Below are 14,044 nucleotides of genomic sequence, written 5' to 3' on the forward strand. Positions count from 1 at the left end.
CTATTATCGGTCAAACAGCACCGGGCGACAACAGGATAACTGTAAGGTTATTACGGGTTCACAAAGGTCGCTTTGACCCGCTGCGATCGCTTGAAATAGGGCACAATCAGCGCGGCGGCGAGTAATGCCGATAAAAGCCCGCGTACCGCCACATCGTCAAAAACGGGGGAGAAGGCAAAGGCTTTTAGCGCAAGCAGCACGCTAATCAGTAACCAGATAATCATATGTTTCAGGACGCTACGGCGGCGTTTAAAAAAGGCGATAACCAGCCATAGCGTGTAGTACCAGACGCCTGCGGCGAAGGCAAACGAGACAAACCACGTCAACAATTCCGCCAGTGGCCGCACGCCGATGGCGGCAATGACCAGCGGAATCTGTGCTTTAGCGATATCCAGGAGCCGTAACGTCTGGCCCAACAATGCGACCAGCAACCAGGCTAAAGGCGCAAGCAGCCAGCCCCCGATTCTCTCTGCAGGTGTCGTTATCATGCTTATTCCTCGTAGGCGGTCACGGATTTATCGGCCAGGGAGTATAAAGCATTATGCGCCGGATGCCAGTGGCGTTATTGCACGTAATGCCATACGGATTTAGGCACCCGGCCAATATCGAACAAGCGACCACCCGATACCAGCTCAGCACGACGATGATCGGCAGCGCGATACATGTTAATGATTTCTTCGTTGTCGGTCAGAGTGTAGTTAAGGTGATCAAACAATTTTTCCAGACTTTCAAGGGAACTGATTTTGCGGAATTTTAATAAATAGTCCTGAACGGTCATTTTAAGCGTTATCCATGTTATAAAAAGGCATTAATACATTCGCGGGTAATTCGTTCGAATAATAGTCGGGCTTATCAGGACGTAAATTGTCTCTGAATGTATTGCCATGAAATTAAGAATTTTCTTTAGGTTAAGCGGATGCCAGAACGGCATCCGTCAAGAAGATTAGCGCTCTTCGCCACGCCTGGCAATACGCAACGCAGTACCATATTTAGGTATGTCCACGTTCGCGTCGTATTTTATTTTTTCTGCGCGACGATACTCTGTTCCGGCGGCTGGTAATTATCAATATGACTGGCGAACACCAGCAGAACGGTCGAAACACCCAATACAACCCAGCCTGTTAATTCAATAATCCGATTGATGATAGTGGCCATAACTCTACAACTCCCTTAGGTCTGGTCAGGGATGTTAACCGGGCAAACCGCAGACGACAAGGGACTGACGCCTGTTTTTAGATAATTCCGTATCATTACAGTGAGGGTATGAGGAATCCCTTTCACAGGAGAAATTTCTTAAGCGCATATGTCGCTGTTGTCCCTGAAAGAGAGATGGTGTGAAATACACATTCCAATAATGAGAGGCCGCTTTATGAGTGACAATATCCGTGTCGGACTAATTGGTTATGGCTACGCCAGTAAAACCTTCCATGCACCGTTGATTGACGGCACGCCGGGAATGGAGCTGGCGGCAATCTCCAGTAGCGATGAGTCGAAAGTGAAGGCGGACTGGCCGGCAGTGTCGGTCGTATCGGAGCCGAAACACTTATTTAATGATCCCAAAATTGACTTAATTGTCATCCCCACGCCTAACGATACCCATTTCCCACTGGCTAAAGCGGCACTGGAAGCGGGCAAACATGTGGTTGTCGATAAACCCTTTACGGTGACGTTGTCACAGGCCAGGGAGCTGGATGCGCTGGCAAAAAGCTGTGGTCGTGTCTTATCCGTGTTTCATAACCGCCGCTGGGATAGCGACTTTCTGACGCTAAAAACCTTGCTGGCAGATGGTGCTTTAGGTGAGGTGACCTTTTTCGAATCCCATTTTGACCGCTATCGCCCGGAAATTCGTAACCGCTGGCGTGAACAGGCGGGCCCGGGAAGCGGTATCTGGTACGATCTTGCGCCGCATTTACTGGATCAGGCTGTAAACCTGTTTGGTCTGCCTGTCTCCCTGACAGTGGACCTGGCGCAACTGCGTCCGGGCGCGCAGGCGACAGATTATTTCCATGCGGTGCTCTCTTATCCGCAGCGCAGAGTTATTCTTCATGGCACCATGCTGGCGGCGGCGGAATCAGCGCGCTACATCGTCCATGGTACGCGTGGGAGTTACGTGAAGTTTGGCCTCGACCCGCAGGAAGAACGCCTGAAATCGGGAGCAAAACTGCCACAAGAAGACTGGGGATACGATATGCGCGACGGGGTCTTAACCCGTGTTAATGGCGATGCCCGCATTGAAGAAACCTGGCTGACGGTGCCGGGCAACTATCCCGCCTACTATGCGGCTATTCGCGATGCGTTAAACGGCGCGGGTGAGAACCCGGTTCCGGCGAGTCAGGCAATCCAGATAATGGAACTTATCGAACTGGGGATTGAGTCGGCAAAACATCGCGCGACGCTTAATCTGACCTGAATAAAAATGCCGCTCAACCGAGCGGCATTGTTTTAGCCCTGCAAAACTTTTTCTCTGAGCGCCTGTTTTTCCGCCACAGAGAGAAATGCGATTTCCAGGCCGTTGATCTGCGCCTGACGAATCTGGTCACGACTCAGTCCGGCGGCCGGTGCGGCAATCTGATACTCATGGCTAATATCCACACCCTGTACGGCCGGATCATCTGTGTTAATCGAGGCCAGCACGCCATGCTCAAGGAAAGTTTTCAGGGGATGTCGTGCCAGCGACGACACGGTACTGGTCTGGATATTGGAGGTCAGACAGGATTCGATTCCAATGCGCTGTTCGGCAAGAAAGGCCATCAGTGCCGGGTCTTCAATCGCTTTTACCCCATGACCAATGCGCTCGGCGCCCAGTTCACGAATCGCTTGCCAGATGCTTTCAGGGCCAGCCGCTTCGCCTGCATGGACGGTGATATGCCAGCCTGCATCGCGTGCGCGATTAAAATGGGGCAGGAACAGACTACCGGGAAAGCCCAGCTCATCGCCCGCGAGGTCCAGTGCTGTGATGCTGTCGCGATGTGCCAGTAGAGCTTCAAGCTCCTGCAAACAGGCCGCTTCGCCAAAGGTACGACTCATAATCCCGATTAGACGCGCTTCAACGCCAAACGCCTGGCTGCCTTCGCGCACGCCAGCGATAACCGCTTCGACCACGCCAGCGACAGGCAGATTGTGCGTCATTGCCATATAGCCCGGGGAGAAACGCAGTTCAACATAATGCAGCCCCTGGCGTGCGGCGTCTTCCATATTCTCGTAAGCCACGCGACGGCAGGCATCGAGGGAAGCCAGCACTTTTACGCCCCAGTCAAGCTTCGCAAGAAAGCTCACCAGATCGGGTTCATTGGCAGTGACCTGTACGTGTGGCAGCAATGTTTCAAGAGATTGCGCGGGAAGGGTAATATTAAACTCACGGCCAAGATCGAGGATGGTTTGTGCCCGAATGTTGCCGTCCAGGTGGCGATGAATATCAGTTAATGGCAGGTTGGTATCAATCATGGTCGCACTCTTATTTTAGGTAAAGTGCGATACATTATACCACATGCCGACAGCACATCAGCATTAATGATAATAGATTGAACTTATAATGAAGCTTTTCGCGTCTGCGGTTAAGAATGGCTAAGAGCGGCTTATGCTTTTTATCTCCCCCTGCAACGTCACAGGGGGAGTGATGTCGTTTATCGCGACGTGTTCAGATAGTTAACGAACAACCAGTACCGGGCATTTTGCGTGCCGGACCACAGCAGCGGCATTTGAGCCTAACAAATAGGTGGTCATATCCGGTCGGTGTGAAGCAATGATGATGAGATCGGCTTTTACACTGTCGGCGAGTTTAAGGATCTGATCCTTCGGCGTTCCGGTAACAGCATGCGTCTGAACTTTTTCCATGGGAATTTTAAACTCTTTGACGATTTCATTCAGTCGCGATAGCGCCTCTTCCTGCAGGTCTTTTAATTTTGGTAATGCAGCTGAATACGCCAGTCCCAGCGTTGAATAATAAGGATGAGAAGGAATAACCGTCAAAAAATGGACTTTCGCAATATTGATAACGGCATGCGCCTGAACATACGGGATGACCTGTCGGGTCAGTTCGCTTTCAGAAATATCGATGGGTACTAATATGGAGCGATACATATAGGGAAGGTGCGAACAAGTTCCTGATATGAGATCATCATATTCATCCGGAGCGCATCCCAGAGGGACATCATGAGCCATCAACTCACCTTCGCCGATAGTGAATTCAGCACTAAGCGCCGTCAGACCCGAAAAGAGATTTTCCTCTCCCGCATGGAGCAGATTCTGCCATGGCAGAATATGACCGCTGTCATCGAGCCGTTTTATCCCAAGGCGGGCAATGGCCGACGGCCCTATCCGCTGGAGACCATGCTGCGTATTCACTGCATGCAGCATTGGTACAACCTGAGCGACGGTGCCATGGAAGATGCCCTGTACGAAATCGCCTCCATGCGCCTGTTTGCCCGATTATCCCTGGATAGCGCCCTGCCGGATCGCACCACCATCATGAATTTCCGCCACCTGCTCGAGCAGCATCAACTGGCCCGTCAATTGTTCAAGACCATCAATCGCTGGCTGGCCGAAGCAGGCGTCATGATGACCCAAGGCACTTTGGTGGATGCCACCATCATTGAGGCACCCAGCTCTACCAAGAACAAAGAGCAGCAACGCGATCCGGAGATGCATCAGACCAAGAAAGGCAATCAGTGGCACTTTGGCATGAAGGCCCACATTGGTGTCGATGCCAAGAGTGGCCTGACCCACAGCCTAGTCACCACCGCGGCCAACGAGCATGACCTCAATCAGCTGGGTAATCTGCTTCATGGAGAGGAGCAATTTGTCTCAGCCGATGCCGGCTACCAAGGAGCGCCACAGCGCGAGGAGCTGGCCGAGGTGGATGTGGACTGGCTGATCGCCGAGCGTCCCGGCAGGGTAAAAACCTTGAAGCAGCATCCGCGCAAGAACAAAACGGCCATCAACATCGAATACATGAAAGCCAGCATCCGTGCCAGGGTGGAGCACCCGTTTCGCATCATCAAGCGGCAGTTCGGCTTCGTGAAAGCCAGATACAAAGGGCTGCTGAAAAACGATAACCAACTGGCGATGTTATTCACCCTGGCCAACCTGTTTCGGGTGGACCAAATGATACGTCAGTGGGAGAGATCTCAGTAAAAACCGGAAATAACGCCAGAAATGGTGGAAAAAATAGCCTAAATAGGCTGATTCGATGTGTTTGCGGGAAAAAAATCGGCCCAGATCCGCGAAATTTTAATCAGCGAGTCAGCTTGGGAAGAAATGACCTGCTTATTCGCACCTTCCATAGACCTCCTGTATGATTTCATACAGGTTAAATAGTACGCCATTAACCATAAAAAAAGTGTGTGATCGGTTTCAGTTCCCGGTAAATAACAGGAATTACAACTTTTGTCGTAGCGTCATTGTTATTTTGCCAACGTAGCGAGCATCGTGGATGAATTGCGTGGCGGCGGTGTTGAAGTGCTTATAGCGCTTAAAAAAAAGCCCCTGAAAGGGGCTTTAGGGTTACTGTTGTGGCACAGCAGGTTCGACAGGCGCTGTCGGATCATCCGGTGTTTCCGGTGAATCTTCCTGCAGTGGCATTGAGGGCAGGCCGAACATACCAACAAATTCGTCCAGCGACATTTTCTCGCCGTTCAGTGTCACCTGGCCATTGGCATACTGCAGGCTGGTGCCAATGGTATTGTTTTCCAGGGTCGTAATACGGAACATCTGACCCATTGCCGCCAGGCCTTTCACCTGCTGGCTTGCCAGTTTGGCTGCTTCATCCTGCTGGTAGCCTTCCAGTTTCGCAATCTGCGTCATAAACTCCACCGCCATATCCATCGGGATGGTCAGTTTGCTATCCAGAGACTTCACATTTTTATCCACTTCCTGGGCCAGCGTCTGCGGCGCGGTAACCGCCGTATCTGCGGCCGGATTTTTCAGGAACAGGGAGAGGTTCAGTGCCGTTTCACCTTTGCTGTTTTTCCAGCTCAGCGGGGCAATGGTAATGACCGGCTCGCCTTTTAACAGCAACGGGAAGGCATTAAAGAAGGCTTCCGCCGCTTTTTGCTGATACAGCGCCGGGTCTTTCATGACATCGGGCTGCGCCATCAATGCCTGTGTCTGGGCATTATACTGCTGGCTAAACTGGTGCCAGGCCTCGCCGTCAATCTGGCCAATCTTCAGCGTCAGGTTGCCGCTGCCCATTTCCTGATTCTGGATTTTCAGGCTCTGGATGGTGTAATCGAGCTGGCTATTAATGGTTTTGTTATCTTTCGCGACTTCGGATTTGCCGTTCAGATTCATTCCTTCAATGACAGCCATCTCTTTGTTCTCAACAGAGATAGCCAGCTTGTCGAGGGTCACTTTCTGGCTGCCAACGCGCTCGTTGAAGCTGGCGAGTTGGGTGGTCCCCTCGGTTTTCAGGTTGTTGAGCGAGAGCTGAATTTTCTGACCGTATTCGTTAACCGTATCAACCAGCGCGCTCTGCGCCTGGCCGCTGACGGTAATCGCATTGCCGTCTTTATCGGAACTGATACGGAATTCACCACCGCTAAAGGCCACTTTCTCGCCCTCTTTTTCCGAGTTAAGCGGACGCAGCGTGAGATCCGTACGGGTATCGCCGCTGTAACTGATGCGGGTCTCAGCAACGAATGGCGATTGCCCTTTCGCGATATCAAACAGCGGCTTTGTCATCTCATTGTTGACGAGCGTGGAATGAACCGATGCCATGGACGGGACGACGTTCAACGTTTTAAGTTGCGCCAGCGGGAAAGGACCATGGTCAATATTTTCATGCAGTACGATGGTCTGGCCCGGCTTAAACCATGGGTTTTCCTTACCTTCGACCGGTTTTACCACCAGTTCCATCTGGCTGCTGAACAGACCCCGATGGTAATTTTGAGAGGATAACTCCACGCTGGCTTCAGGCGCGGTGCGTTTAATCTGTTCATTCGCCTGGCTAATCATCTCACCCAGACGGCTTTCAAGCTGTTTACCCGTGTACCAGGCACCACCTGTCCAGATGATCCCCAGCGCAATAACAACTCCGGCAGCAACCAGCGTTTTTTTCATCGTTATTATCCCTAAAAATAAAACCAGGCGGGATCATCCGCCTGGGTATGTGAAAAGGCTCTGTAGAGCTTAGCAATCCTTGCTAAAAAGTTCAGTAACTAGTTGAGCTTATTGTAGACCCGCGCCAGTCTGCCCACGCCGCTTACCCGCACAGGGGATTCGCTGGCGCTAATAAATGCCGATTCGCCGGGTTTCAACACCAGTGTCTCATCGCCCTTGCTGAGTACCGCTTCGCCTTCCACGCAAAACAGGATGGCCGCGCTCTGCTGTGCCAGATCGCTTCCGGTGGTTGAAAGGTCATGCAGTGAAAAAGCAAAATCATCAACCGGGATCGGGAACTCCAGAGTGGACGCCTGTTTTACGGGTTGCGTCAGTAATTCACCGGCTGCTTTAGGGGTGAATTTCACATTTGCCACCAGTTCCGGAATGTCGATATATTTCGGCGTCAATCCCGCACGCAGTACGTTATCGGAGTTGGCCATGACCTCCAGCGCAACCCCCTGCAGATAGGCATGCGGGGTTTCGGCGAACAGGAACATCGCTTCACCGGGATTGAGTTTCACCACATTAAGCAGCAGCGGGGAGAACAGGCCGCTGTCATCGGGATAAAACTCAGAAATCACACGAATAGTTTGCCACGGTTCGCCCTGCTGGCCGTTGAGTGCCGCCTTCAGTACCGCCAGCGCCCGCGATTTCTCATCACCCTTCAGATTCAGCAGGCTGGCGAACAGTTGGCTCAGGCGTTCCGCACCGGGTTCTTGCAGGAAGTGAGCGATAGCCTGATTAGCGCCCGCCACCGGCTGCAACAGCGAGACAATCTCAGAGAACGGACGGAAGGCGTTCATCGCCAGGAAGGGCGTCAGTGCAAAGACCAGTTCCGGCTTATGGTTGGGGTCTTTGTAGTTACGCTCGGCCGCATCGAGTGGAATACCGGCGGCGTTCTCTTTCGCAAAACCGATTTCAGATGCGTGTTTGTTCGGGTGCACCTGAATAGACAACGGCTGGGCGGCGCACAGCACTTTAAACAAAAAGGGCAGCTCGCCGAAACGTTCGGCGACGGCACTGCCCAGCAAACCAGCTTTATCCTGTTCAATCATCTCGCGAAGCGAGAGAAGATGTCCCTGCGCATCCTGCACTTTTGAGCTGCTCTTTGGATGAGCGCCCATCCACAACTCGGCCATAGGCTGGTTGTCTGGGTTGGCAATGCCATAGAGTTCCGTTAACGCGTTTTTACTTCCCCAGGCATAGTGCTGCACTGAGTTAATGAGTTTTTGCATTATCCCGCCCTTCATCGTGGTCAACTTGATTGCACGTATTAAAGCAATAAATTTGTTCGAAGTAATCAGAGCAGGCAAAAAGTCGTACTAGTCTCAGTTTTTGTTAAATAATTGTGTAGGATATGCGGACTCGCTTTTTTGTGGCAGATGGATGTCCTGCCGAAACAATAACCAGTTCGTGCTGTAAGTGAGAGAACAATGTCGAATAAACCTTTTTATTATCAAGAACCTTTTCCGCTGAAAAAGGACGAAACCGAATATTATTTACTCAGCAGCGATTACGTTTCCGTCGCCGAGTTTGATGGTCAGGAAGTCCTCAAAGTTGATCCTCAGGCGCTGACCCTTCTGGCGCAACATGCCTTCCACGATGCCTCCTTCCTGCTGCGCCCGGCACATCAGCAACAGGTTGCCGATATCCTCAGCGATCCGGATGCCAGCGAAAATGACAAATATGTCGCGCTGCAATTCCTGCGTAACTCCGAGATTGCCGCAAAAGGTATTTTGCCCACCTGCCAGGATACCGGCACGGCCATCATTATGGGTAAAAAGGGGCAGCGCGTGTGGACGGGGGGCGGCGATGAGGCGGCCTTAGCGCGCGGTGTCTATAACACCTTTATCGAAGATAACCTGCGTTATTCGCAAAACGCGCCGCTGGATATGTACAAAGAGGTCAATACCGGGACTAATCTGCCGGCACAGATCGATTTGTATAGCGTCGATGGCGACGAGTATAAATTCCTTTGCATCGCCAAAGGGGGCGGCTCCGCCAACAAAACCTATCTCTATCAGGAAACGAAAGCGCTGATCACCCCGGCGAAACTGAAAGGGTATCTGGTCGAGAAAATGCGTACCCTTGGCACGGCTGCCTGCCCGCCGTACCACATCGCCTTTGTGATTGGCGGCACCAGTGCAGAGGCCACGCTCAAAACGGTCAAACTGGCGTCGACCAAGTATTACGATGGCCTGCCCACCGAAGGTAATGAGAACGGTCAGGCGTTCCGCGATGTACAACTGGAAAAAGAACTGCTGCTTGAAGCCCAACAGCTCGGCCTTGGCGCGCAGTTTGGCGGTAAATACTTTGCGCATGATATCCGCGTGATTCGCCTGCCGCGCCACGGTGCCTCTTGTCCTGTGGGGATGGGGGTTTCCTGCTCGGCTGACCGTAACATCAAAGCCAAAATTAACCGTGAAGGCATCTGGCTGGAAAAACTGGAGCAAAACCCCGGCAAGTACATTCCGCAAGCGCTGCGCCAGGCAGGTGAGGGCGAGGCGGTGAAGGTCAACCTTAACCGTCCGATGGAAGAGATCCTCGGCCAGCTCAAACAGTATCCGGTATCCACACGCCTGTCGCTGACCGGGACTATCATCGTGGCGCGTGATATTGCGCATGCGAAGCTTAAAGAGCTGATGGATGAAGGCAAGCCGCTGCCGCAGTATGTGAAAGATCACCCCATCTACTATGCGGGACCCGCGAAGACGCCGGAGGGATATGCTTCCGGCTCACTTGGCCCAACTACCGCCGGGCGTATGGACTCATACGTTGACCAGTTGCAGTCACAAGGCGGCAGCATGATCATGCTGGCAAAAGGCAACCGTAGCCAGCAGGTGACCGATGCCTGCCATAAACACGGTGGTTTTTACCTTGGCAGTATCGGCGGTCCGGCGGCGATTCTGGCGCAAAACAGTATCAAGAGCCTTGAATGTGTGGCTTACCCGGAACTGGGGATGGAAGCTATCTGGAAAATCGATGTTGAAGATTTCCCGGCCTTTATCCTGGTGGATGACAAAGGGAATGATTTCTTCCAGCAAATCCAGTCGGGCCAGTGCGCACGCTGTGTAAAATAAAACCTGCCGCCCCTCGGGGCGGTTTTTTTGCGCCGGTTAAGCGCACGAAGCAATAAACGTCGTCATAACAAGCATCAATACTTAAGCTTTGTTTGCAGGTGAGCAATGTCGGTACTCAACATCACTTCGTAACAGGGAGAAAGTAATGACAACGCATCGTAGTGAGAAAGATTCGATGGGCGCGATTGACGTCCCGGCAGACAAGTTGTGGGGGGCGCAAACCCAACGGTCGCTTGAGCATTTTCGCATCTCGACGGAAAAAATGCCGGTCTCGCTTATCCACGCACTGGCACTGACCAAACGTGCGGCGGCAAAGGTCAATCAGGATTTAGGGCTGCTGACAGCGGAAAAAGCACAAGCCATTATCGACGCGGCTGATGAGGTGCTTGCCGGAAAACACCCGGATGAATTCCCACTGGCTATCTGGCAAACAGGTTCCGGCACCCAGAGCAACATGAACATGAACGAGGTTCTGGCGAACCGTGCCAGCGAATTGCTTGGCGGCGAACGTGGTATGGGGCGCAAAGTGCACCCGAATGACGATGTTAACAAAAGCCAAAGCTCGAATGACGTTTTCCCTACGGCGATGCACGTGGCGGCGGTGATTGCTCTGCGCGAACATTTGCTGCCTCAGCTTCTGGTGCTGAAAAAAACGTTGAATGAAAAAGCGATTGCCTTCGCCGATATTGTCAAAATTGGTCGTACTCACCTACAGGACGCCACGCCGCTAACGCTCGGCCAGGAGATTTCCGGTTGGGTGGCGATGCTGGAGCATAACCTCAAACACATCGAACTGAGCCTGCCGCACCTGGGCGAGCTGGCGCTTGGCGGGACGGCGGTGGGAACCGGGCTCAATACCCATCCGGAATATGCCAGACGAGTAGCAGAAGAGCTGGCCACCTTTACCCGGCAACCGTTTATTACCGCACCGAACAAATTTGAGGCGCTGGCCACCTGTGATGCACTGGTTCATGCCCACGGTGCGCTGAAAGGGCTGGCGGCATCATTGATGAAAATGGCTAATGACGTGCGCTGGCTGGCTTCCGGCCCGCGTTGTGGGATTGGCGAAATTTCTATTCCGGAGAATGAACCGGGAAGCTCCATCATGCCGGGTAAAGTCAACCCCACGCAATGTGAAGCCATGACCATGCTCTGTTGTCAGGTGATGGGTAACGACGTGGCGGTCAATATGGGAGGCGCATCCGGTAATTTTGAGCTCAACGTCTTCCGGCCCATGGTTATCCATAACTTCCTGCAGTCGGTGCGTCTGCTGGCTGATGGTATGGAAAGCTTTAACGAACACTGTGCGGTGGGGATCGAGCCGAATCGTGAGCGTATCGATCAGTTGCTCAATGAGTCTCTGATGCTGGTGACTGCCCTGAATACCCATATCGGTTATGACAAAGCGGCAGAAATTGCCAAAAAAGCCCATAAAGAAGGCCTGACGCTCAAGGCTTCGGCGCTGGCGCTCGGCTACCTGACCGAAGCCGAGTTTGACAGTTGGGTGCGTCCGGAATCGATGGTGGGCAGCATGAAGCCCGTTTAATCGGCAAGATACAGATGCAGCCGGGGAATTAATAGCGTCAACGGCTGCGCCTGCGGTTTATAACGGTGCTGGACATTATCTTCCTGGTAATTCAACAGTTCGCCGATGTCCGGCACTTTCCCGCCGTGTTCTTCACTTACCAGCGCAATCAGCGGCGTCGGGCAGGCGTACTGCACCTGCTTTTGCGAGTCCGCATACCAGACGCGTGCTATCGGCTGTACCTTTACCGGACGTTTAATTTTCAGGTGCGCCTGCTGCGGCAAAGAGGCAATGGCGGCGTACTCTTGCTCAAGACGCTCCTGCCACTGTTCTCGCGTCCAGTGGGCGACGGCGCGCGGCGATTTACGGCTTTTATCAAGCAGTGCGAGCACCTCATCGCGGGTAAAATTCTTGATGATATGCTTGTTAGCCCAGCCAAAGCGCAACGTGGCGGGGTCGCGCAGGTGAGTCAGGGTGCGGTAAGCATTAAGTGTAATCAGACCGGGTAAATGGCGATGCACCCACTCGAAGCGGGCAGTCGCTGCCAGTCCGGAATCGACGGTCACAATGCGTTCAAAGGTCATTTTCAGGGCATTAATGGTGTTAATCGTCTGCTCAAGTCGGTTGCGGGTTGGCACATCCACCTGATAGCAAATGACCCCAGGCAAACGCACGGCGGCTTTACTGCTGCGGTTCTCCGACTGTTGCTGGATAAACAGATGGGTATAGTGGCGCAAGGCAGCGTCAGCAGCACGCTTGCCCACCAGTTGCTTAACCTGAATGGCAGGCAGCGGCTCGTGCTCCGCGCCTTTGTCAACATCCGGCAGAGTGAAAACGCGGCCCGCCAGTAAACGGCAATCGGCGAGTTGCCCTTTTAAGCCTGCCAGTTCTTGTTCGAGCTGGCGAAAGGTGGTGTTCAGGCGTTCAATCAGGTCGTACGCGGCCATTTTTTTATTCCTTTAGTTACAACATACTTATGTTGTAGCACAACTATCCACACCTGAACACGGTGCAAGTCACGCTTTTCAGGTGAGGGAAGTGTCGTGCCAGACCGGCCACTGGAAACAAAAGCGGGCGCCGCCTGCATCGCTCTCTTCGCATCTGACTTCACCGCTCATCGCCTGGGCGATAGAATGCACGATGGCAAGCCCCAGACCACAACCGCCAGTTGCACGGTCTCTGCTGGGGTCCAGGCGCACAAAGGGCTCAAATATACGGCTGCGCTCATCAGGGGCAATCCCGGGCCCATCGTCTTCAACAATCAGGCTTGCCTGCGAGCCTTCAAGTTGTAATGTCACTTTTACCGTGTTCTGGCAGTAGCGCAGGGCATTATTGATGAGGTTATCCAACACACGCTCCATCAGACGCATGTCCAGCGAACCATAGTCACCGGGCTGATTATTGAGCGCCAGCTGGTGGTCCGGATTGACGCTGCGGGCATCCAGCATATAACCGTCCAGCCATGCGTTGAGATCGGGCGTGGTCAGTTTCAGTTCTGTCTGTGGGCGATCGAGGCGCGCGTAGGTGAGCAACTCCTGGATAAGTCCTTCGAGTTGCCCGATATCGCGATTCAACGCGCTACGTTCGCCATCACTCAGGTTATCGCTCATCTCCAGACGGTAACGTAGCCTGACCAGCGGTGTGCGTAATTCATGGGCCACACCATCAATCAACATTTTCTTACTGGCGATCAGGGCGTTGATATTATCCGCCATCTGGTTAAAGGCGATCCCCAATCGTTCAAAGCTGGATGTACTGTCAAAATGGATACGTTCTTCCAGATGACCTTCGCCAAAGCGCTGGGCGGCAGATTCCAGCCGTAGCATCTCCTGCCAGTGGGGGCGCATCCAGATAAACACCGGGAAGGCCAATGAAATAGCAATAAACGCCATCAGCGCCATATCAAGCAGACGCATTTCATGCAGATAAAAGAGGTAGGGGACCGGGCCTACTGCCAGGACATAGTGACTACGTGGAATGCGCTGAATAAAGGTATATTGCGAATCCAGCGCGACAATATCGCCTTCCTGTAGACGCTGTTGCGCGGGGGCTTCGAGTGTGAACTTGCTCATCGGCTCCACGCGCATGTTAAACGACAGGTTCAGGTCCAGCTCTTTGAGTGTTTTGTTCCACTGGTGTGGCGGGATTTCACGCAGTTCGCTGCGCATTAAGTACAGCGAACTTTTCATCAAATCGTCCAGCGACTGTCGCCCTGCGCGCTCAGCGGTGAATTTGTAAACCAGCCCGACCAGCATGGTCATCACCAGAAAGCAGACAAACAGTAACAGATAAAACTGGACGAAAAGTTTTTTCATGGCGACACCCGCGAAGAGGACCGGAC

Annotated in this window: 14 protein-coding genes; 5 read left to right on the forward strand and 9 right to left on the reverse strand. The window is 52.9% G+C overall.

Features of this window, described 5'->3' with window-relative positions; translation table 11 throughout:
* Positions 1 to 50: 50 nt before the first annotated feature.
* The 3 genes from AB182_RS10640 to blr form a co-directional block, all read right to left on the reverse strand.
* Positions 51 to 488, reverse strand: a complete 438-nt coding sequence (locus AB182_RS10640) for a DUF2569 domain-containing protein (RefSeq protein ID WP_047370055.1) — start codon at positions 486 to 488, stop codon at positions 51 to 53.
* Between the two features lie 74 nt (positions 489 to 562).
* Positions 563 to 778 carry a transcription modulator YdgT gene (gene ydgT, locus AB182_RS10645; protein WP_041851533.1) on the reverse strand — a complete coding sequence of 72 codons (216 nt, stop codon included), beginning with the start codon at positions 776 to 778 and terminating at the stop codon, positions 563 to 565.
* Positions 779 to 1,017: 239 nt separating this feature from the next.
* Entirely contained in the window at positions 1,018 to 1,155 is a 138-nt protein-coding gene (gene blr / locus AB182_RS10650; protein WP_041851532.1) for a division septum protein Blr, read from the reverse strand.
* A gap of 214 nt (positions 1,156 to 1,369) precedes the next feature.
* Between blr and AB182_RS10655 the strand changes: the two genes are divergently transcribed.
* Positions 1,370 to 2,410 carry an oxidoreductase gene (locus AB182_RS10655; protein ID WP_047370056.1) on the forward strand — a complete coding sequence of 347 codons (1,041 nt, stop codon included), beginning with the start codon at positions 1,370 to 1,372 and terminating at the stop codon, positions 2,408 to 2,410.
* A gap of 32 nt (positions 2,411 to 2,442) precedes the next feature.
* Here the strand turns inward: AB182_RS10655 and add are convergent, their stop codons facing one another.
* Positions 2,443 to 3,444 (reverse strand): adenosine deaminase, encoded by a 1,002-nt coding sequence (gene add, locus AB182_RS10660; protein WP_047370057.1) that lies wholly within the window; start codon positions 3,442 to 3,444, stop codon positions 2,443 to 2,445.
* Between the two features lie 201 nt (positions 3,445 to 3,645).
* Positions 3,646 to 4,080 carry a universal stress protein UspF gene (uspF, locus tag AB182_RS10665; protein ID WP_047370058.1) on the reverse strand — a complete coding sequence of 145 codons (435 nt, stop codon included), beginning with the start codon at positions 4,078 to 4,080 and terminating at the stop codon, positions 3,646 to 3,648.
* 72 nt (positions 4,081 to 4,152) lie between these two features.
* Here uspF and AB182_RS10670 point away from each other — a divergent pair, with 72 nt between their 5' ends.
* Positions 4,153 to 5,133, forward strand: coding sequence for an IS5-like element ISKpn26 family transposase (locus AB182_RS10670; protein WP_000019450.1), 981 nt, complete (start codon positions 4,153 to 4,155; stop codon positions 5,131 to 5,133).
* Positions 5,115 to 5,297, forward strand: a complete 183-nt coding sequence (locus tag AB182_RS33285) for a hypothetical protein (protein ID WP_327078454.1) — start codon at positions 5,115 to 5,117, stop codon at positions 5,295 to 5,297. Before AB182_RS10670 ends, AB182_RS33285 begins: the two co-directional genes overlap by 19 nt.
* A gap of 205 nt (positions 5,298 to 5,502) precedes the next feature.
* Here AB182_RS33285 and AB182_RS10680 read toward each other — a convergent pair whose 3' ends face one another.
* Positions 5,503 to 7,056 (reverse strand): YdgA family protein, encoded by a 1,554-nt coding sequence (locus AB182_RS10680; RefSeq protein WP_047370059.1) that lies wholly within the window; start codon positions 7,054 to 7,056, stop codon positions 5,503 to 5,505.
* Between the two features lie 98 nt (positions 7,057 to 7,154).
* Complete coding sequence (manA, locus tag AB182_RS10685; protein WP_047370060.1) at positions 7,155 to 8,333, reverse strand: mannose-6-phosphate isomerase; 1,179 nt, start codon at positions 8,331 to 8,333, stop codon at positions 7,155 to 7,157.
* Between the two features lie 198 nt (positions 8,334 to 8,531).
* Here manA and fumA point away from each other — a divergent pair, with 198 nt between their 5' ends.
* Positions 8,532 to 10,178 (forward strand): class I fumarate hydratase FumA, encoded by a 1,647-nt coding sequence (fumA, locus tag AB182_RS10690; protein ID WP_047370061.1) that lies wholly within the window; start codon positions 8,532 to 8,534, stop codon positions 10,176 to 10,178.
* A gap of 145 nt (positions 10,179 to 10,323) precedes the next feature.
* Positions 10,324 to 11,724 carry a class II fumarate hydratase gene (gene fumC, locus AB182_RS10695; RefSeq protein ID WP_047370062.1) on the forward strand — a complete coding sequence of 467 codons (1,401 nt, stop codon included), beginning with the start codon at positions 10,324 to 10,326 and terminating at the stop codon, positions 11,722 to 11,724.
* On the opposite strand, the gene tus is transcribed toward fumC, so the two are convergent.
* Both tus and rstB read right to left on the reverse strand, forming a co-directional pair.
* Complete coding sequence (tus, locus tag AB182_RS10700) at positions 11,721 to 12,650, reverse strand: DNA replication terminus site-binding protein (protein WP_047370063.1); 930 nt, start codon at positions 12,648 to 12,650, stop codon at positions 11,721 to 11,723. The genes fumC and tus overlap by 4 nt on opposite strands.
* Positions 12,651 to 12,728: 78 nt before the next feature.
* The gene (gene rstB, locus AB182_RS10705; RefSeq protein WP_047370064.1) at positions 12,729 to 14,018 is read right to left on the reverse strand and encodes a two-component system sensor histidine kinase RstB; all 1,290 of its coding nucleotides are present in this window, start codon (positions 14,016 to 14,018) and stop codon (positions 12,729 to 12,731) included.
* Positions 14,019 to 14,044: the final 26 nt, after the last annotated feature.

Source organism: Phytobacter ursingii, from assembly GCF_001022135.1.
Taxonomy (GTDB): Bacteria; Pseudomonadota; Gammaproteobacteria; order Enterobacterales; family Enterobacteriaceae; genus Phytobacter; species Phytobacter ursingii.

Coding starts and splice junctions, on each gene's coding strand:
- AB182_RS10640 (WP_047370055.1), bottom strand. CDS start 488: ATGATAACGACACCTGCAGAGAGAATCGGGGGCTGGCTGCTTGCGCCT.
- ydgT (WP_041851533.1), bottom strand. CDS start 778: ATGACCGTTCAGGACTATTTATTAAAATTCCGCAAAATCAGTTCCCTT.
- blr (WP_041851532.1), bottom strand. CDS start 1,155: ATGGCCACTATCATCAATCGGATTATTGAATTAACAGGCTGGGTTGTA.
- AB182_RS10655 (WP_047370056.1), top strand. CDS start 1,370: ATGAGTGACAATATCCGTGTCGGACTAATTGGTTATGGCTACGCCAGT.
- add (WP_047370057.1), bottom strand. CDS start 3,444: ATGATTGATACCAACCTGCCATTAACTGATATTCATCGCCACCTGGAC.
- uspF (WP_047370058.1), bottom strand. CDS start 4,080: ATGTATCGCTCCATATTAGTACCCATCGATATTTCTGAAAGCGAACTG.
- AB182_RS10670 (WP_000019450.1), top strand. CDS start 4,153: ATGAGCCATCAACTCACCTTCGCCGATAGTGAATTCAGCACTAAGCGC.
- AB182_RS10680 (WP_047370059.1), bottom strand. CDS start 7,056: ATGAAAAAAACGCTGGTTGCTGCCGGAGTTGTTATTGCGCTGGGGATC.
- manA (WP_047370060.1), bottom strand. CDS start 8,333: ATGCAAAAACTCATTAACTCAGTGCAGCACTATGCCTGGGGAAGTAAA.
- fumA (WP_047370061.1), top strand. CDS start 8,532: ATGTCGAATAAACCTTTTTATTATCAAGAACCTTTTCCGCTGAAAAAG.
- fumC (WP_047370062.1), top strand. CDS start 10,324: ATGACAACGCATCGTAGTGAGAAAGATTCGATGGGCGCGATTGACGTC.
- tus (WP_047370063.1), bottom strand. CDS start 12,650: ATGGCCGCGTACGACCTGATTGAACGCCTGAACACCACCTTTCGCCAG.
- rstB (WP_047370064.1), bottom strand. CDS start 14,018: ATGAAAAAACTTTTCGTCCAGTTTTATCTGTTACTGTTTGTCTGCTTT.